At 70.1% G+C, this 18766-nt stretch carries 15 protein-coding genes and 1 pseudogene; 15 read left to right on the forward strand and 1 reads right to left on the reverse strand.

Annotated features, from left to right (window positions below; translation table 11 throughout):
- The first annotated feature begins 150 nt into the window (after positions 1-150).
- From mnmE to ACFFGH_RS01210, 13 genes and pseudogenes are all read left to right on the forward strand, one after another.
- Positions 151-1485, forward strand: a complete 1335-nt coding sequence (gene mnmE / locus ACFFGH_RS01150) for a tRNA uridine-5-carboxymethylaminomethyl(34) synthesis GTPase MnmE (RefSeq protein ID WP_386664115.1) — start codon at positions 151-153, stop codon at positions 1483-1485.
- Positions 1486-1692: 207 nt separating this feature from the next.
- A complete protein-coding gene (locus tag ACFFGH_RS01155; protein ID WP_386667273.1) occupies positions 1693-2721 on the forward strand; it encodes an energy transducer TonB in 1029 nt (342 codons plus the stop codon).
- A gap of 156 nt (positions 2722-2877) precedes the next feature.
- The gene (gene ggt / locus ACFFGH_RS01160; RefSeq protein ID WP_386664116.1) at positions 2878-4620 is read left to right on the forward strand and encodes a gamma-glutamyltransferase; all 1743 of its coding nucleotides are present in this window, start codon (positions 2878-2880) and stop codon (positions 4618-4620) included.
- A gap of 109 nt (positions 4621-4729) precedes the next feature.
- Positions 4730-5359 carry a ParA family protein gene (locus ACFFGH_RS01165; protein WP_386664117.1) on the forward strand — a complete coding sequence of 210 codons (630 nt, stop codon included), beginning with the start codon at positions 4730-4732 and terminating at the stop codon, positions 5357-5359.
- Between the two features lie 70 nt (positions 5360-5429).
- The gene (locus ACFFGH_RS01170) at positions 5430-5906 is read left to right on the forward strand and encodes a SixA phosphatase family protein (RefSeq protein ID WP_386664118.1); all 477 of its coding nucleotides are present in this window, start codon (positions 5430-5432) and stop codon (positions 5904-5906) included.
- A complete protein-coding gene (locus ACFFGH_RS01175; RefSeq protein ID WP_386664119.1) occupies positions 5897-6457 on the forward strand; it encodes a YceI family protein in 561 nt (186 codons plus the stop codon). The genes ACFFGH_RS01170 and ACFFGH_RS01175 overlap by 10 nt, the downstream gene beginning before the upstream one ends.
- On the forward strand, positions 6454-8370 hold the full coding sequence (locus ACFFGH_RS01180) for a phospholipase D family protein (protein WP_386664120.1): 1917 nt from the start codon (positions 6454-6456) through the stop codon (positions 8368-8370). Before ACFFGH_RS01175 ends, ACFFGH_RS01180 begins: the two co-directional genes overlap by 4 nt.
- Before the next feature lie 502 nt (positions 8371-8872).
- Complete coding sequence (locus ACFFGH_RS01185; RefSeq protein WP_386664121.1) at positions 8873-9307, forward strand: hotdog fold thioesterase; 435 nt, start codon at positions 8873-8875, stop codon at positions 9305-9307.
- Positions 9308-9646: 339 nt separating this feature from the next.
- A pseudogene (locus ACFFGH_RS01190) lies at positions 9647-10444 on the forward strand (lysophospholipid acyltransferase family protein); the annotation flags it as partial.
- 202 nt (positions 10445-10646) lie between these two features.
- The gene (locus ACFFGH_RS01195) at positions 10647-11579 is read left to right on the forward strand and encodes a YheT family hydrolase (RefSeq protein WP_386667275.1); all 933 of its coding nucleotides are present in this window, start codon (positions 10647-10649) and stop codon (positions 11577-11579) included.
- A 44-nt stretch (positions 11580-11623) separates the two neighbouring features.
- Positions 11624-13693 (forward strand): tetratricopeptide repeat protein, encoded by a 2070-nt coding sequence (locus ACFFGH_RS01200; RefSeq protein WP_386664122.1) that lies wholly within the window; start codon positions 11624-11626, stop codon positions 13691-13693.
- 77 nt (positions 13694-13770) lie between these two features.
- Positions 13771-14397 carry a YbhB/YbcL family Raf kinase inhibitor-like protein gene (locus ACFFGH_RS01205; protein WP_386664124.1) on the forward strand — a complete coding sequence of 209 codons (627 nt, stop codon included), beginning with the start codon at positions 13771-13773 and terminating at the stop codon, positions 14395-14397.
- Between the two features lie 290 nt (positions 14398-14687).
- Positions 14688-15065: a YkvA family protein gene (locus ACFFGH_RS01210; RefSeq protein WP_386664125.1), complete on the forward strand. Its 378-nt coding sequence runs from the start codon at positions 14688-14690 to the stop codon at positions 15063-15065.
- 78 nt (positions 15066-15143) lie between these two features.
- Here ACFFGH_RS01210 and ACFFGH_RS01215 read toward each other — a convergent pair whose 3' ends face one another.
- Positions 15144-15938, reverse strand: coding sequence for an undecaprenyl-diphosphate phosphatase (locus ACFFGH_RS01215; protein ID WP_386664127.1), 795 nt, complete (start codon positions 15936-15938; stop codon positions 15144-15146).
- A 259-nt stretch (positions 15939-16197) separates the two neighbouring features.
- Between ACFFGH_RS01215 and glnA the strand changes: the two genes are divergently transcribed.
- Positions 16198-17607 carry a type I glutamate--ammonia ligase gene (gene glnA, locus ACFFGH_RS01220; protein ID WP_386664129.1) on the forward strand — a complete coding sequence of 470 codons (1410 nt, stop codon included), beginning with the start codon at positions 16198-16200 and terminating at the stop codon, positions 17605-17607.
- 418 nt (positions 17608-18025) lie between these two features.
- Positions 18026-18544 (forward strand): copper resistance protein NlpE N-terminal domain-containing protein, encoded by a 519-nt coding sequence (locus ACFFGH_RS01225; RefSeq protein ID WP_386664131.1) that lies wholly within the window; start codon positions 18026-18028, stop codon positions 18542-18544.
- The last annotated feature ends 222 nt before the right edge of the window (positions 18545-18766 follow it).

Genomic DNA, 18766 nt, shown 5'->3' on the forward strand with positions numbered 1-18766 from the left:
GCAAGGCGGGCTTCGTATTTGCGTCGCCTATCGCGCCGAAGCGGCCCCGGCGCGATGCAGCGGACCGCCACACCCGGCAGCGATGGGACGACAGCGGCGCGCAGTGCCCCCCGCTCAGGCATCATGCGCCGCGCCCGGGAGGACCATCGAATGCATGACCGCGACACGATCGCCGCAATCGCGACCGCCGCCGGTGCAGGCGGCGTCGGCATCGTGCGTCTGTCGGGCCCGCAGGCAGCGGCGATCGCACGCACGCTTTGCGGCCGCCTGCTCCGCCCGCGCCACGCGCACCACGTGCGCTTCGCCGATGCCGACGGCAGCACGATCGATGACGGCATCGCGCTGTACTTCGCGGCGCCTGCGAGCTACACCGGCGAGGACGTGGTCGAGCTGCAGGCACACGGCAGCCCCGCGGTGCTGCAATGGCTGCTCGCCCGCTGCGTCGCGCTTGGTGCGCGGCATGCGCGGCCCGGCGAGTTCAGCGAGCGCGCGTTCCTTGAAGGGCGGCTCGACCTGGCCCAGGCCGAAGCGGTCGCCGACCTGATCGCGGCAAGCGATCTGCGCGCTGCCCGTGCGGCCCGGCGCGCGCTCGATGGCGAGTTCTCCACGCGCGTGGACGCGCTCGCCGATGCGCTGTTGAACGTGCGCATCCACGTCGAGGCGACGATCGATTTTTCGGACGAGCCGATCGACACGCTCGGCGGCGCGCAATTGCGCGCGGGCTTAGATGCGCTCGCAGGCGATCTGCACGCGCTGCAGGGCGCTGCCGAGCGCGGCCGGCGGCTGCGCGACGGGTTGCATGCCGTGATCGTGGGCCCGCCGAACGCGGGCAAGAGTTCGCTGCTCAACGCGCTGGCCGGTAGCGACCGTGCGATCGTGACCGACGTCGCCGGCACCACGCGCGACCTGCTGCACGAAACCGTGCGTATCGGCGGCGTCGAGTTGAAGCTGGTCGACACGGCCGGCCTGCGCGAGGGCGGCGATGCGATCGAGCGTGAAGGCATGCGCCGCGCGCGCGCCGAGCTCGAGCGGGCGGACCTTGCGATTGTCGTCCTCGACGCACGAGCCCCGGCGGCCGGAAAGGCAGCGGTCGATGCGGCGGTCGCCTGCGTGCCGCAGCGGCTGTGGGTGCACAACAAGGCCGACCTGCTGGGCGCGGCGCCGACCGGCGCGGAGCCCGATACGGTGTTTGTCTCTGCACTGACCGGCAACGGGCTGCAGACGCTGCATGCCCGCTTCACCGCGCTTGCCGGCGCTGCCGATGCGGACGAGGGCGCGTTCACTGCACGCGCGCGCCACGTCGATGCACTGCGACGTGCGGCCGAAGCACTCGCTGACGCGCGCGCTCAGCTCGATCACGAGTTGCTGGACCTGTGCGCCGAGTCGTTGCGGCAGGCCCACGAAGCTCTGGGCGAAATCACCGGACGGGTTCGCGCGGATGACCTGCTCGGCTACATTTTTTCGAGCTTCTGCATCGGCAAATGACGCGCGTCGCCCGCCGACCCGCGTCAACTTCTGCCGCAATTTTGCTGAATGCACCTGACCGCGGTCACAGATCAAAACGCGGTGGCCGCGCGCGCTTTGCGGCGCTTGACAAACGTGCGGCCCTGTCGCGTCCTAACGCATATGCGCTTCGAAAGCGCGGTACCTCTGGGGAGAGTGGTGATGACTGTGCAAATCCAGACCACGGCGATGCGTCGCCGGGCGATTGTGTCCAACCTGACGCTGGCATTGGCGCTCGGCGTGGCGCTGGCCGGCTGCGGCAGCGATGAAGCCGCACCGACCGCCACGCAGGCGGCAGGCAAGGCGGCCCCGGTGGTCACGGCCGAGAACGCGGTCTCGGCGCAGGTTGCCGCGATGACCCCCGAGCAGCTGCGCGAAGCGGCGAGCACGGCCTACCGCGAGAACCGGTTGTACGCGCCGGGTGGCAACAACGCGGTCGAGTACTACCTCGCGCTGCGCGACAAGCAGCCGGGTGATGCGGCGGTGTCGAGCGCACTGACCGACCTGCTGCCGATGACCGTGATCGCGATCGAGCAGAGCGTCAGCCGCGACGACTTCGCCGAGGCCCAGCGTCTGTCAGCGCTGCTCGAGAAGGCCGACCCGCAGCATCCCGCACTCGGCCGCCTGAAGACGAGCATCGTCACCCAGCAGGCGACTGCGGCCAAGCGCGCCGAGGAGCAGAAGCTCAGCGCCGAGCAGGAAGCGCTCAAGCAGGCCGAGGTTGAAAAGCAGCGCATCGCCGACCAGCAGCGTCAGCAGCAGGAAGCCGCGCGCCAGCTCGCCACCCAGCAGGCCTCGCAGAGCCAGCAGCAGGCAGCCGACCGCCGGGCGGCCGAGCAGCGCGCTGCCGAGCAGCAGCAGGCCGCGGACCAGCGTGCGGCCGAACAGCGCGCCGCCGAGCAGCGCGCGGCCGAGCAGCGCACCGCCCAGGCCCGTACCGCCGCCGCGCAGCCGGCTGCATCGACCGAACTGCGTGCACTGTCGACGCCGGCGCCGCGCTTCCCGAGCGAAGCATTGCGCTCGGGCCAGTCCGGCGAGGTGCAGGTCGAGTTCACCGTCGCGCCTGATGGTTCGGTGCTGGACGCACGCGTCGTGCGCGCGAACCCGCCGCGCGTGTTCGACCGCGAGGCGGTCAACGCGGTCAAGCGCTGGAGGTTCCAGCCGGTCGATGCGCCGGTCACCACGCGGCGCACGATCAGCTTCAAGCCGGGCGAGTGATCGACCCGCTCCGCGAAAAAGCCCGGCGCCCGCCGGGTTTTTTCGTTTTCTGGCCGCTTGTAGGCCGGACTGAACGGATACGCGCCTGCGGGCGCCCGCGCCGTGCATCGACGCGAAAGCCGCGGCAGACTCGGGTTTTTACGCCGCGAGCCTCCCATGCGCCGACTGCCTACCGCCCTTGTTCCGCCCGCCGCGCTCACGCTCGGGGTCGCACTCGCGTTCGCCAGCACGTTCGCCGGCAAAGCCCATGCTGCCGACCGCGTCACCGGTGAGCCGTTCGCGACCCGCAGCGAGGTCTACGCGCCGAATGCCATCGCGGCCACCTCGCATCCGCTTGCGACACAGGTCGCGCTCGACGTGATGAAGGGCGGCGGTAGCGCGGTCGATGCCGCGATTGCCGCAAACGCCGCGCTCGGCCTTATGGAGCCGACCGGCAACGGCATCGGCGGCGACCTGTTCGCGATCGTGTGGGATCCGAAGACCAAAAAGCTCTACGGCTACAACGGCTCGGGCCGCTCGCCGAAATCGCTGACGCTCGCCGAGTTCCAGCGCCGCGGGCTGACCGACATTCCGGCCCATGGACCGCTGCCGGTCACGGTGCCGGGCACGGTCGATGGGTGGTTCGCGCTGCACGAGAAGTTCGGGCGCCAGCCGATGGCGCAGAACCTCGCGCCCGCGATCCGCTACGCGCGCGAAGGCCACCCGGTGCACGAGGTCATCGCGTACTACTGGGATCGCTCGGTGCCGCGCCTGTCCAAGTGGCCGGGCTTTTCTGAGCAGTTCACTGTCGACGGCAAGCGCGCGCCGCGCGTGGGCGAGATGTGGAAGAACCCGAACCTCGCCAACACGCTGGAAAAGATCGCCAAGGGCGGGCGCGACGCGTTCTACAAGGGCGACATCGCACGCACGATCGATGCGTACTTCAAGGCCAACGGCGGCTTCCTGTCGTATGAGGATCTCGCCGCGCACCGCGGCAACTGGGTCGAACCGGTCAGCGCCAGTTACCGCGGCGTCGACATCTGGGAGCTGCCGCCGAACGGGCAGGGCATCGCCGCGCTGCAGATCCTCAACCTGCTCGAGCCCTATGACCTGAAGAAGTACGGCTTCGGCAGCCCCGAGCATGTGCACCTGTTCACCGAGGCGAAAAAACTCGCGTTCGCCGATCGCGCGGCGTCGTATGCGGACCCGGACTTCTACCAGGCGCCGGTCGCGCGGTTGATCTCGAAGGAGTACGCCCGCGAGCGCGGCAAGCTGATCTCGCCCGACCGCGCCGCGAACGCGGTCGAGCCGGGCGTGATTCCCGAGCTCAATGAAGGCGACACGATCTACATGACCGTCGCCGACGACCGCGGAATGATGGTCTCGCTGATCCAGTCGAACTACCGCGGCATGGGCAGCGGCATGGCGCCGCCGGGACTCGGCTTCATCTTCCAGGACCGCGGCGAGCAGTTCGTCCTCAAGCCCGGTCACGCGAACACCTACGCGCCCGGCAAGCGTCCGTTCCACACGATCATCCCGGCGTTCGCCACGAAGAACGGCAAGCCCTGGATGAGCTTTGGCCTGATGGGCGGCGCGATGCAGCCGCAGGGCCATGCGCAGATCATCGTCAACCTCGTCGACTTCGGCATGAACCTGCAGGAAGCCGGCGACGCGCCGCGCATCCACCACGACGGCTCGACCGAGCCCGCGGGGCAGAACACCGCGATGACCGACGGTGGCGTGCTGGAACTGGAAACCGGCTTTCCGTACGAGACGATCCGCGCGCTGATGCGCAAGGGCCACACGGTGAAGTTCGCCGACGGCCCGTTCGGCGGCTACCAGGCGATCATGGTCAACCCCGAAGGCGGCTACATCGCCGCCAGCGAATCGCGCAAGGACGGCCACGCAGCCGGTTACTGATCGCGCGGCGGGCCACGCGGCAGGATGCCCCCCGCGTGGCTGAGCCGTGATGACCTGCTGCGCATGTGCGGTGTAGGCTCGCGTCGAACGCTGGGGCGGAGAGGACGCGATGAGGACCGTGCTGGTCGCCGGATCGAAAGGCGGGGTCGGCAAGACCACGGTGGCCACCCACCTGGCCGCATATGCGGCGCTCAACGGGCGCAATACCGCGCTGGTCGACCTCGACCCGCAGCACTCGTCGATGCGCTGGGCGCAGCGCCGCCTGCAGATGACCAGCCCGGTGCTCGGGATCGACGGGGCCGGCCGCCGCAACTGGCCGGACCGTCTGCCGGTGGACACCGGCTATGTCGTGGTCGATGCGCCTGCCGGCGCGATGGCCGACGGGCTCGCGACCGCGCTCGAGCAGGCCGATGTGCTGGTGGCACCGGTGCCGCCGTCGACGCTCGACATCGAGGCGACGGTGACGTTTCTCGATTCGCTCGCGGTGCATCCGCGCGTGCGCCGTGGCGATCTGCGCGTGGGCCTGGTCGGCAACAAGCTCAAGCCCTGGACACAGGCGAGCCAGCAGACCGTCGAACTGCTGCAGAGCTGGCCGTATCCGCTCGTCGCGCAGCTGCGCGACAGCCAGGCATATGTGCTGATGAGCGCGCTCGGCAAGAGCCTGTTCGATTACCACTCGGCGAACGTGCGCGACCACCAGGCCGACTGGCAGCCGCTGCTCGACTGGATCGACCGTTGAGCCCCGCCGCCGCAACGCGGTCGCAGGCGCGGCCTGCGCCCCTGTCCCGATTTCCCGAAGCGAGGTTCCGATGCGCGAATTGATCCTGCTGCGCCACGCCCATGCCGAACCGGCCCGCACCGGCCAGGCCGACCTCGACCGCAGCCTGGCGCCCGAGGGCGTTGCCGAAGCCGAGGCCGCAGGGCGCTGGCTGGCCGAGCAGGGCAAGGTCCCTGACTGCGTGCTGTGCTCGCCCGCGCGGCGCACGCGCGAAACACTCGAGGCCGTGCTCGGCACGATCGGCTACGTCGAGCAACGGCTGGAACCGGCGATCTACGAAGCGACGCCCGGCACGCTGATCGCGCTGGCCGACGCGCACGTGCATATCGGCCGGTTGATGCTGGTCGGCCACAACCCGGGCCTGGAGCAACTCGCGGCGCTGATGCACAGCGGCCAGAGCGGCGACTACCGCGGCATGCCGCCAGCAGGCATCGCGGTGCTGAGTCTGCCGGCCGACGCCGAGATCGAGCCCGGCATCGCGAAGCTCAGCGCGTTCTGGTGGCCGTGATCCGGAGCGCATGCGCCGTACTGCTCGGGCTGGGACTGCTTGCGGGCGACGCGCTCGCCGCCCAGGCCGATCCTGTTGAAACCGCAGTCTCGTTCCAGCTGCGTACGCGCTGGGGCCAGCGCGTCGCCGGCACGTTTCCCGAGCGCGAGGCCACCGTCGAGCGCCTTGCCGACGGTCGCCACCGCGTCCATGTCGTGCTCGCAACCGGATCGGTCGAAATCCTGGCCTCGCCGCGTTACACGCAGCTCGCGCGCGGGCCGCGCTTTTTCGACGCCGAGCGCCATCCGCAGATCACGTTCGTGTCCACCGCGTTCGCTCCGGAGCTGCTCGAGCGCGGCGGGCCGCTGGGCGGCACGCTGACGCTACACGGCGTCAGCCGCGAGGAAACCTTCCAGGTCGAACCTTCGGCCTGCGCACGCCCGGGCCATGACTGCGACGTCATTGCGCACGGCACCGTCCAGCGCGACGATTACGGCCTCGACGGCCTGCAGATGATGCTCGGCAACCGGGTCCACTTCACTTTGCGCGTGCGCCACGCCAAGGGTTCATGAGTCTGCTGCAACGTCTTGCGCTCGCGTCGCTGATCGCCCTGCTGCCTGCCTGTGCCACGCTTACGCCCGCCCAGCGCGAACACGCGGCGCGGCTTGTACTCGAAGCGCGCCCACAACAGGTCGACTGCGACCGTGCCGATGCCTGCGCGCAGCCTTCGCCGTTGCGCGCGCTTGCCGCGGAAGCGTTCGCGCAATCCACGCCCGAAACGCCGCGGCACTATGCGCTGCTGCTCGATCGCGGCACCGATGCGCTGCTCGCGCGCATCAACCTGATCCGCAGCGCGACCACGGCGATCGAACTGCAGACCTACATCTTCGATGAAGACGATGCCGGCCGGCTCGTGCTCGACGAGCTGATCGCGGCAGCGCGCCGGGGCGTGCGCGTGCGCGTGCTGATCGACCAGCTGGCCGCGCTGCGACACGTCGATACGCTCACCGCGCTTGCAGCCGCGCATGCGAACTTCGAAGTGCGCCTGTACAACCCGGTGCTGCAGCGCGCACGCACCAGCTATCCGCAGTACGTGCTCGCCGCCGCCTGCTGCTGGCGCGGGCTCAACCAGCGCATGCACACCAAGCTGCTGCTCGTCGATGGCGCGGTCGGCATCAGCGGCGGGCGCAACTACCAGGACGAGTATTACGACTGGGACCCGGAGTACAACTTCCGCGACCGCGACGTGCTGGTTGCCGGGCCGACCGCGCGCGTGATGGACGTGGAGTTCGACGCGTTCTGGAACGATCGCCGCAGCGTGCCGGTCGAGCGCCTGATCGATATCGGCCGGCGCGTGTTGCGCGAGGGCGTGCCGACGTTGCACCCGGCGCAGTTCGAGCAGCCCCAGCGCGCCGAGGCGATGCGCGTGGATGCGGGCGATGAGGCGCTGGTGCAGCAGCGGCTGGCCGACCGCGCGTTGCCGGTCGGCGAGGTGCGCTACGTCTCCGACCCGCCCGACAAGCACGAGGGCGAAGGCCACGAACACGCCGCGGCGTCGGAATCGCTGCGCACGTTGATCGAGTCGGCGCGCGAGGAAGTGATGCTGCAGACACCATATCTCGTGCTTTCCAAGCCCGCGCAGCAGATGTTCCGCGAGATGCAGGAGCGCGCCGATCCGCCCCGCGTGATCATCTCCACGAACAGCCTCGCATCGACCGATGCGTTCATCGTTTACGCGCTGTCGTACAAGTACAAGCGTCGCTACCTGCGCGATTTCGGCTTCACGATCTACGAATACAAGCCGTTCCCGCTCGATGCGCCGGTCGACCTCGCCGCGACCGGCGTGGCCTTGCCCGCATCGCAGCCGGCCGGTGTGCCCCACGCCCGGCGACCGCGCCATCCGCAGGGCAGCGCGACCGAGCGCGAACGCTACCGCCACCTGTCGCGCGAATACGCGGCATTGCGCTATGCGCGTCGGCGCGCGAACGAGCCGGTGCCGCTCCGGCGCGCCGGCGTGCGCGTGGGCCTGCATGCGAAGTCGCTGGTGATCGACCGCCAGGTGGGCGTGGTCGGCACGCACAACTTCGATCCGCGTGGCGACGAGTACAACACCGAAAGCGCCGTCGTGATTCGCGACCCGGCGTTCGCACGCGAACTGGCCGCAAGCATCGAGCGCGACATCGCGCCGGCGAACTCGTGGGTCATCGCTCCGCGCGACAAGCCGCCCGTGCTGTCAGGACTCGACTACTCGCTCGGCAAGGTCTCCGAGCACCTGCCGGTGTTCGACCTATGGCCGGTGCGCTATGCGACGAGCTACGAATTCATGCCGGGGCCCGCATGCCCGCTGCCGGTGCCGCCGGATACGCCCGGCTTCCGTGCGTGCTACCGGCCGGTTGGCGATTTCCCCGAAGTCAGCCTCGGGCTCAAAGGCCTGACGACGCGGATCTTCACCGCGTTCGGCGCCGGACTGGCACCGATCCTGTAGGCCGTTCGGGCGCGGGCGACCGCAATATCGCTGGCGACCGCCTTCGCAGCCTGAGACGCGCGCGACACCGGCGGTACTCGGACTCCGGAGACGTTGCTCAAGTGTGGTCGACTTGGGTCGTCGGTTTCGAGTCCTTCGGCGCAGTCCCGGTCCGGCCCCAAGCAGCCAAGTGGCACGAGGAAACAAGACCCCCGGCTACGGCCCCGACAGCGGCCGTGTCGCCGCCCGAGGCTGTATTTCGAGCCGGGTATGGAAAGGTCGCCTAACGCTTGAGCCCGGCAGCCCGGCAGCCCGGCAGCCCGGGAGCCCGGCACGCCCCTCAAGCGGCGGCGAAACGCCGCCGAGCCAACGGCCGAGTGCGCCAGTGAGGCGGCCGCCGTGGGACCATCCCCCGCGCCCCACGCCCGGCCGCAGGGCGAACTGACATCCGGCCCGCCGCATCCACCCTGCACTGCCGTGTCCGCGCTCGCGGCCGCGCCGGCCGCTCGGCTAAGGTGGCGGCATGAACGACCCTACGCCCCTCTTCAAGAACCCGCCGAGCCTGGACGCGCTGAACGCGCTGTCGAACGAGACCGCGATGCAGCCGCTCGGCATCGTGTTCACAGAGATCGGCCCGGACTTCCTGCGGGGCACGATGCCGGTCGATGCGCGCACGCGACAGCCCTATGGCCTGCTGCACGGCGGCGCTTCGGTGCTGCTCGCCGAGACGCTGGGCAGCACGGCCGGCAATCTCTGCACAGGCGAGGGCCGCCGCTGCGTCGGCATCGAGATCAACGCAAACCATCTGCGCGCAGTGCGCGACGGCCACGTCACCGGCACCGCCCGTGCACTGCATGTCGGGGGCCGCACGCAGGTGTGGGAGATCCGCATCGAAGACCCGCGTGGCCGGCTGGTGTGTGTATCGCGCCTGACGCTGGCGGTGGTCGCGGCCGACTGAGTGAGCCTCGCGACGGACTGCGTCGCGTGTCTGCCAACCGGATTCAATTACCCGAGGGCCGAAGCGGTAAGCGCCAAGTGCGAGGTGCCAAGCGGCAAGCGGCAAGCGCCAGGTGCCAGGTGCCTAGTGCCTAGTGCCTAGTGCCGAAGCGTGCCCAGCGGATCGATGCTTCTGGCGCCACGGCGCCCGCGCTACACGCGCGCGGCCGCGCCCGCCGCAGCTGCCCAGGCACTTCTCGCGCTCGCCAGTAAGCGCGCTGCGTCAGCGCTGCTGACCGTAAGTGCGCGCTGCGGCCGAGCCCGCTGGCCGCCCCCGCACCCCTCCGGTATCGTTCCGCCGATGACCGCGCCGCCCCCGCCCCCCGGCGCCGCCGTAACGCCTCGCGCGCCGGCCGCCCGCTTCCTGCGTTATCTGATCCGCGTGCCGATGCTGCTCTGGCACGGCCTCGTGCACCTGCCGCTGACGCTGTTGCTGCTGACGCCGCTGACGGCCGGCCTGAACCTGGGCGGCGAACGCCTCGAGCACCGGGTCATCGGCGCGTGGTCGACCGGGCTCATGCGCATCTTCGGCTTCCGTCTGCGTCGTATCGGCACCCCGTTGCCGGACGCGGTGATGTTCGTCGCCAACCACGTCGGCTGGGTCGACATCCCGATCCTGCACAGCCAGCGCATGATGGGCTTCGTGGCCAAGCGCGAAATCCGCAGCTGGCCGCTGATCGGCTGGATGGCCTCGCGCGGGGAGACGATCTTCCACCACCGCGGCAGTACCGAGTCGCTGGGCGGGGTGATGGAGACGATGGTCCGCCGCCTGCGCTCGGGCCGCGCGGTCGGCGTGTTCCCGGAAGGCGGCACGCGCAGCGGCGGCGAGGTCGGACCGTTCCACGCGCGCATCTTCACTGCCGCGGTCGACGCCGGCGTGCCGGTGCAGCCGGTCGCGCTGCTTTACGGCGAACACGGCAATGCGCAGACCATCGTCGCGTTCGCGCGCGGCGAGCATTTCCTCGGCAACTTCCTGCGCCTGCTCGGCGAGCCGGCGCGGCTGGCCGAGGTGCACTTCCTCGAACCGATTCGCCCGGGCGAAGCCGACGGCCGGCGCCGCATCGCCGAGCTCGCCCGCGAACGCATCGTCGCGGCGCTGGGGCCGGCCGTGGGCGGCGCTGCACGACCGCGACGGGCCAGTGCGGCGGTGGCCGCCGAGCCGATCGATTGAGCCACCGATGAGCGGGGAACACGCCGCCGCAGCCGCGGCCGCGACCACACGCGGCCGTCCGTCCGGCCCGCTGCCGACCGCGGCCGATTACCGGCCGCCGCGCCCACTCCGCAATCCACACCTGCAGTCGATGCTGGGCTCGAGCCCGCTGCGGCGCCGGCACGGCGAACAGGCGCTTGCCGCCAGCGGCGCGGTCACGACCGAACACCTGATCGACGCCGGCGACGGAGTCCGCCTGCACGGCCTGCACAGCGCGCGCCCGGGCGTCGCCCCTCGCGGACTCGTGCTGCTGCTGCACGGCTGGGAAGGCAGCGCCGATTCGAGCTACATGCGGCTGACCGCGGTGCAGTTGCTCGCGCGCGGATTCGAGGTGTTCCGGCTCAACTTCCGCGACCACGGCGATACGCACCACCTCAACGAGGAGCTGTTCCACTCCAACCGCATCGACGAGGTCGTGCGCGCGGCGGGCGAAGTCGCGCGGCGCTTCAACTGCCGGCCGATGAGCGTTGCCGGCTACTCGCTCGGCGGCAACTTTGCGTTGCGGCTCGCGTTGCGTGCGCCGGCGGCCGGGCTTGCGATCGCCCATGCCGCTGCGGTCTGCCCGGTGCTGGATCCGGCCCGGACCATGGACGCGATGGAGGCCGGCTGGCCCGTTTACGAACGCTATTTCCAGCGCAAGTGGCGGGCCTCGCTGCTGCGCAAGCGCGCGCTGTTTCCTAGCCGGTTCGAGGTCGACGACCACACGCTCGGCCTGCCGCTGCGCGCCCTGACCCGCTGGCTCGTCGAGCGTCATACCGAATTCGGCACGCTCGAGCGCTATTTCGACGGCTATTCGATCGGCGGCGCGCGCCTGGCGGGCCTTCGGGTGCCGGTGAGCATCATGACCTCCGCTGATGACCCGGTGATACCGGTCGCGGACTTCGCCGCGCTGCAGCTGCCGGACACCGCAACGCTCGAGATCGCCCGTTGGGGCGGGCACTGCGGCTTTCTCGAAAACCTGCGCCTGCACGGGTTCGCCGAGCGCTGGGTCGCCGCGCGGCTGGTGGCGGCCGCGGGGCGCTGAGCGGCGTCGCTACAATTCCCGCCCCAACCCAGCCTGAGTGCCCCATGTACGAATCGATCATCGATGCACTGCGTCGCGGCGAAGCGGCGACCGCCGTGGCGGCGGCTCGGGATGCGGTCGCGCAGCAGCCGCGGGATCCGGTCGCGCACCGGGTGCTGAGCAGCGCGCTGCAGATGAGCGGCGACCAGGCCGGTGCGATCGCCGCGATCGATGCCGCGCTCGCGCTCGCGCCCGAGGATGCCGAGGCGCACCTCGAACGTGCCAGCCTGCTGATCAGCACGCCCGCGGTGGACGAGGCAGAGGCCGCGCTGGCGCGCAGCGTCGGGCTCGATCCGAACCAGTTCCCAAGCTACATCCTGCAGGGCCACCTCGCGCTAGGCCGGGGCGACCTGGCCGAGGTGCAGCGCCTGGCCCGCACGGCGGCGCGTATCGCACCGAAGCATCCGCAGGTGGCCGCGCTCGAAGGCACGCTCGCGTTGCGCCGGGGCGACGCGGACCGCGCGCTTCAGGTCCTGACCGAAGCCGCCCGCGCGCATCCGCTGGAGCCAACCCTGATCCATGCGCTCGGGCACGCCTATCTGGCCAAGGGCCAGCTGGACAATGCCGAGCGGGCGTTCCACGTGGTGCTGCAGTTCGATCCCGATTCGGCTCCGCTGCGCGTGTTCATCGCCAGGCTCGCGGCCCAGCAGGGACGCTTCGGGCAGGCGGCCGCGGTGCTCAAGCCGGCCCTCGCGGCCCCCGATGCTGCGGCCGAGTTGCACCGCTTTGCGGGCGAACTCGAATTGCAGGCCAATCGCCCGGCGGCCGCGCTTACGCACCTGAAGGCCGCGCTCGCGTCACTGCGCGACAGCCGCACGCTGAATGCGCTGGGCGAAGCCTGGCGCCGGCTCCGCGCCGACGAGGATGCGCGCAGCACGCTCGATGCGTCGCTCGCGGAGCATCCGCAGGACGGCGACCTGTGGCGTGCGCGGCTGCTCGTCGAAACCGCCGATCCCACCCGCGCACGCGCCGTCGCCGAGCGCTGGTGCGCCGCGATGCCCGATTCGCTCCCCGCGCTCGAAGCGCACATGGTCACGCTCGACTCGTCGGGTCACCGCGACGAGGCCGAAGCACTCGCGCTGCGCATCACCCAGCTCGAGCCCGGACGGCTGCAGCCGGAGCTCTACGTGATCGAGATGCTGTTGCGGACCGATCCGGAGGCCGCAATCGAGCGCATCAACCGCCTGTTGCAGCGCGCCCAGGACGATGCGGTCAGGTATGCCCTGCGACAGCTGCTCGGACGCGCGTTCGATGCAGCCGGCCGGCCTGAAACCGCGCTTACGACCTGGATCGAACTGCAGGGGGAGCTGCGCGCGCGGCGTCCGGCCCTGCCGCAGCCTGCCCCGCCCGTGACCGAACTGCCGGCGCTCGCACCGCTGCCGGACCCGACGCCGGCCGTGCTGCTGCTGTGGGGCGCACCCGGCTCGCTCGTCGAGCGCGTCGCGGCGACGCTCAATGCCGCCGGCGCGCCGCTGCTGACGGACCGCTACGGTGCGCAACCTCCGCAGGATGGGTTCCAGCGCTACGACACCGCCAGCGAGCTCGCCAGCGGTCAACTCGATGGCGCGCAGTTCATCAGCGAATGGCGCGGCCAGCTGCGCGCACGCGGGATCGCAGATGCGAACGTGTTCGACTGGCTGCTGTGGTGGGACAACGCGCTGCTGGCGGCGCTGCGCCTGCACCTGCCCGAGGCGCTGGTACTGATCGCGCTGCGCGATCCGCGCGACATGCTGCTCGACTGGCTCGCGTACGGCATCTCGGCACCATTCGCGCTCGAATCGCCGCTGGCCGGCGCGCGCTGGCTCGCCGAGGTGCTCGGACAGGTCGCTGAATTGCACGAGGCGGACCTGTTCCCGCACCGGCTCGTGCGCATGGACACGATCGCGGAGGATCCGACGGCTGTTGCCGGGGTGCTGAGCGAGGCGCTCGGCATTGAGATCCGCGCGGTCGCCGCCCGTGCGTTCGGGCCGCCGCGCTTCGCCCCCGGCCATTGGCGCGAATTCGCCGATGCGCTGGCCGAACCGTTCGCGCTGCTCTCGCCGGTGGCGCAGCGGCTGGGTTATCCCACCGCCTGACGCACCGGGCCAGTGGCGCCTGCCGCGCCGCTGACGCCGCCGCAAGTACCGTCTGCCAACCCCCACGGAGGTCACCGATGCGCATCACCAGCGAAAGTTTCGAGCACGGCCAGCGGCTGTCGGCCGAGTACGCGGCCGGCCAGCGCACTGCCGACGGCGTCGGCTTTGCCGCCAATCGCAATCCACAGTTGCGCTGGGACGACGTCCCGGACGGCACGAAGTCATTCGCGCTTTTGGTGATCGATCCAGACGTGCCGACGGTGGCCGAGATGGTCGGCAAGGAAGGCGTCGAGATCCCCGTCGACCAGCCGCGCACGGAATTCTTCCACTGGGCAATGGTCGACATCCCGGCCGACGTGCGCGAGATCGCCGCGGGCGCATACAGCGACGGCGTCGTGCCGCGTGGCAAGGCCGCCCCCGATGGCCCGGCCGGCAGCCGCCAGGGCCTGAACAGCTACACCGGCTGGTTTGCGGGCGACGCGTCCATGGCCGGTGACTGGCGCGGCTACGACGGCCCGTTCCCCCCGCCGAACGACCTGCGCCTGCACCGCTACTTCTTCCGACTGTTTGCGCTCGACGTCGAGCGGCTCGACGTGCCCGATCGCTTCGAGGGCACCGACGTGCTGCGCGCGGTGCAGGGCCATGTGCTTGCGGAGGCCGCGGTCTACGGCACCTACTCGCTGCATCCGGGCGTGACTGGCTGAGCGATCGGGGCCGTGATCGGCGGCCGGACCGCCTGTTCGACCGGTTTGGCCGCGCGGCCGCCGCACCCACCGAGCCGGACCGCAGCGGTCCGGTTCGACGTATCGTCGTGCCGCAGACGGCAGACGGCAGACGGCAGACCGCAGACCGCAGACCGCAGACCGCAGACCGCAGACCGCAGACCGCAGCCGACTGAAGCATGGCGCTTTGCGACTAACGACTAGGGCTGAGGGCTAAGGACCGCCGCGCCGCAACGACGCCGCAGCCACGGCCGCCCGGCCAGCATCGTCCAATGACCGCCCTCGACCGCCTGCGCGAGCGCGCCCGTGCCCTGAAGCGGCAGACGCTGACGGTGTATTTCGTTGCGCGCGACCCGCGGCTGCCTTGGCCGGTGCGGCTGGTCGCGCTCGCGGTCGCCGCCTATGCGCTCAGCCCGATCGACCTGATCCCGGATTTCATTCCGGTGCTCGGCCTGCTCGACGACATCGTGCTGATTCCGCTCGGGCTCGCGCTCGTGCTGCGGCTCACCCCGCCCGCACTGCGCGATGAGGCCCGCGCGCGCGCCGAGGCCGTCGCCGATCGCCCGGTGAGCCGCGGCGCGGCGGTCGTGATCGTGCTGGTGTGGATGGCGCTGCTCGGGCTCGCGTGGCGGGCGTTCGCCAGCCGCTAGCCAGACCGATCAAGCACTGACCCGCGGCCGGGTAACCGCCGCGAGCGTCCCGCCAGTGAGCAGGTCCGCCAGCCCGGATCAGCCGCCGCTGGGCAGCAGGAACAGCAGCGCGCCGCCGAGCACGATGCGATAGATCGCAAACGGCGTGTAGCTGTGGCGTTTGACGTAGGCCAGCAGCCAGCGGACGACGACGAAACCGGTCGCCGACGCGGCCACGAACGCGAGGCCGAGCTCGCCCCAGGCCTCGCCGCGCCCGCCGGACTCGAGCACGTGCTCGAGCAGCGCGTAGCCGCTGGCGGCGAACATGGTCGGAATGCCGACAAGGAATACGAACTCCGTCGCCGCCGAGCGCTGGCCGGTGCCGGCGAGCATCGCCATGAAGATCGCCGCGGCCGAGCGCGAGGTGCCCGGAAACACGCCGGCGACGACCTGCGCCAGGCCGACCAGCACCGCGACCGTCCAGGTGATGCGCGCCGACTCCGGCCGCCGTGCGGCCACGCGCTCGGCGATCAGCATCCAGATGCCGCCGACCACGAGCGCGGTCGCGACCGGCGTCACCGTCTCCGGCAGCTCCCAGCCCGCCAGCCGCACCGGCAGCCCGACCAGCGCGGTCACCGCGAACGCGGTCGCGATCTTGAACAGGTAGTCGCGGTTCTCCGGGTCGCGCAGGTTCGTAGCCAGCGCCCACAGCCGCTGCCGGAACACGAGCGTGATCGCGAGGATCGCGCCGGCCTGAATCACGATGTTGAACAGGTCCGACCGCGCGCCGAGCCAGTGCTGTGCGATCAGCAGATGGCCGGTGCTGGAGATCGGCAGGAATTCGGTGATGCCTTCGATGATGCCGAGCAGCAGCGCGGCGAGCAGGTCGGTCATGGGTGGGTCGCAGCGGAGACGAAAAAGGCGGGCCGGGCCCGCAGCGCGGCGGAGCATAGCTCATGCAATGTGTGCACCATTTCAGTGCGCCGAGCCCGGTCATGCACCAAGGCGGTGCAGCACGATGCTGCAACCGGTGCCATCCGCCCTGATGGCACGGCGCGTAGGCGCGGCTCGAGCTTGGCACGGCCCTTGCGATACCCACCCGCAACGCCGCGGCCAACCGGTCGCCGCCCTGCCCATGCTGCCTGGAGTCGCCATGTCGATTGAGAACGTCGAAAAGCTCATCCGTGACCACAAGGTCGAATTCGTCGACCTGCGCTTCGCCGACCTGCGCGGCGTGCAGCACCACGTGACGTTCCCCAAATCCATCATCGAGCCGGGCCTGTTCGAGGACGGCAAGATGTTCGACGGCTCCTCGATCGTGGGCTGGAAGGGCATCCAGCAGTCGGACATGGTGCTGCTGCCCGATGCGTCGAGCGCGTTCCTCGACCCGTTCACCGCCGACCCGACCCTAGTGCTGGTCTGCGACATCCTGGACCCGGCGACGATGCAGGCCTATTCGCGCGATCCGCGCGGCGTGGCCAAGCGCGCCGAGGCGTTCCTCAAGTCCTCCGGCGTCGCCGAGCAGGCGTTCTTCGGACCGGAGCCGGAGTTCTTCATCTTCGATTCGGTGCGCTACGCGAACGAGATGGGCCATACGTTCTTCCACATTGATTCGGAAGAAGCGGCGTGGAACTCGGGCCGTGAATACGCGGGCGGCAACACCGGCTACCGGCCGGGCGTGAAGGGCGGTTATTTCCCGGTCGCGCCGCTGGATTCGCTGCACGACATCCGCGCCGAGATGTGCAAGACGCTCGAGGCGATCGGCATCGAAGTCGAAGTGCACCACCATGAAGTCGCGAACGCGGGCCAGTGCGAGATCGGCACGAAGTTCAACTCGCTGACCAAGAAGGCCGACGAGCTGCTCGCGATGAAGTACGTGATCAAGAACGTCGCGCACCGCAACGGCAAGACCGCGACGTTCATGCCCAAGCCGATCGTTGGCGACAACGGCAGCGGCATGCACGTGCACATGAGCCTCGCCAAGGGCGGCACGAACCTGTTCTCCGGCGACGGTTACGGCGGCCTGAGCCAGATGGCGCTGTGGTACATCGGCGGCGTCTTCAAGCACGCGCGCGCGCTCAACGCGTTCTGCAACTCGACGACGAATTCGTACAAGCGCCTGGTGCCGGGCTATGAGGCGCCGGTGATGCTGGCGTACTCCGCGAGCAACCGCTCCGCATCCTGCCGCATTCCGTACGTTGCGAACCCGAAGGCGCGCCGCATCGAGATCCGCTTCCCCGATCCGATGAACTCCGGCTACCTGATCTTCGCCGCGCTGATGATGGCGGGCCTGGACGGCATCCGGAACCAGATCGACCCGGGCGCGCCGTCTGATAAGGACCTCTACGACCTGCCGCCGGAAGAGGAAAAGAACATCCCGACCGTCTGCCACAGCCTCGACCAGGCGCTGGAAGCACTCGACAAGGACCGCGACTTCCTCAAGGCCGGCGGTGTGTTCACCGACGATCTCATCGATGCGTACATCGGTTTGAAGATGAAGGAAGTCACCGCCTTCCGCGCGGCGACGCATCCGCTGGAATACCAGATGTACTACGCGATCTAAGGCGCCGCGGCAGCCGGATAACTACGGCTCGGACCGGCGGATGTCCGGCCCGGCGCACCGCGCCGGGCGTTCGGAGCAGGCGCGCGGCAGTGCCGCGCAAGCGCCTGCTCCTCACCCGCTCGAATACCAGATGTACTACGCGATGTAAGGCGTTAGGGCAGCCGGACATCCACGGTTCGGACCGGCGCATGTCCGGCCCGGCAGGGCGCAACAGGCGCTCACCGATCCATCGCACGCACCTAAACCAGCCGCATCACGCCTGATGCACCACCACACGGCCCGGAGCGATCCGGGCCGTGTGCGTTGCGATGCCTGCGGCCCACGTGCCCGTGCGCCGCGCGCGCCAGCCGGTTTCACTATCGCCCGACGTGCCAAACAGTAGCGTCCCAGGCTCCCTCTCCTAAGGCAGGACGCGGCAATGGCAGAGATCAACATCGAACGAAAGAAATCCATCTGGCCCTGGATCATTGCGGCGCTGATCGCCGCGCTGCTGATCTGGGCAGCGATGGAGTTCTTCGACCGTGACGAGCCGGTCGATGACACCGTCGGCGCGGTAACCGCCGATCAAACCGCCGCTGCGCCCGCGGCCGTGGCACCGGCCACGACCGAGCCGGTTGCGCCGGACGCAGCGGCGATCGCGGCAGCTGGCACGACGCCCGCCGCCGGCACCGAAGGCTTTGCGGGTACCTACATCAGCGACAGCATGCAGCTGAGCCTGACCGCAGACGGCGCGTATGTGATGCAGGAAAGCGCCGCCGGCGAAGGGCGCGGCACCTGGATCCACGAGGCGAATGCGAACGCCCTGCACCTGAAGCCGGCCGACGGCTCGCAGGACCGTTATTTCCGCGTCGAAGGCCCCGGCACGCTGATCCCGCTGAACCCGGACGGCCAGCCGGCAGCCCAGATGGCCCCGCTGAACCGCCGCGCCACGCAGTAAATCGCGCCGGCACCAGTTGGACCCAGCACTGAAAAGGCCGGCGATTGCCGGCCTTTTCATTTGCAGAGGCCGCCCGATCCTGTGGCTAACACGTGGCCCGCCCGCGCACTTATGGCGCACGACCGCCACGCCGCCGGCCCCTCCAAGCGGCCCGCCCCGCGCGGCTCGCGGCCCCGCCGACCGGGCGGACGCAGCCAAGCCGAGCCGGCGAATTGCCCCCAT

Source organism: Lysobacter korlensis (assembly GCF_042434515.1).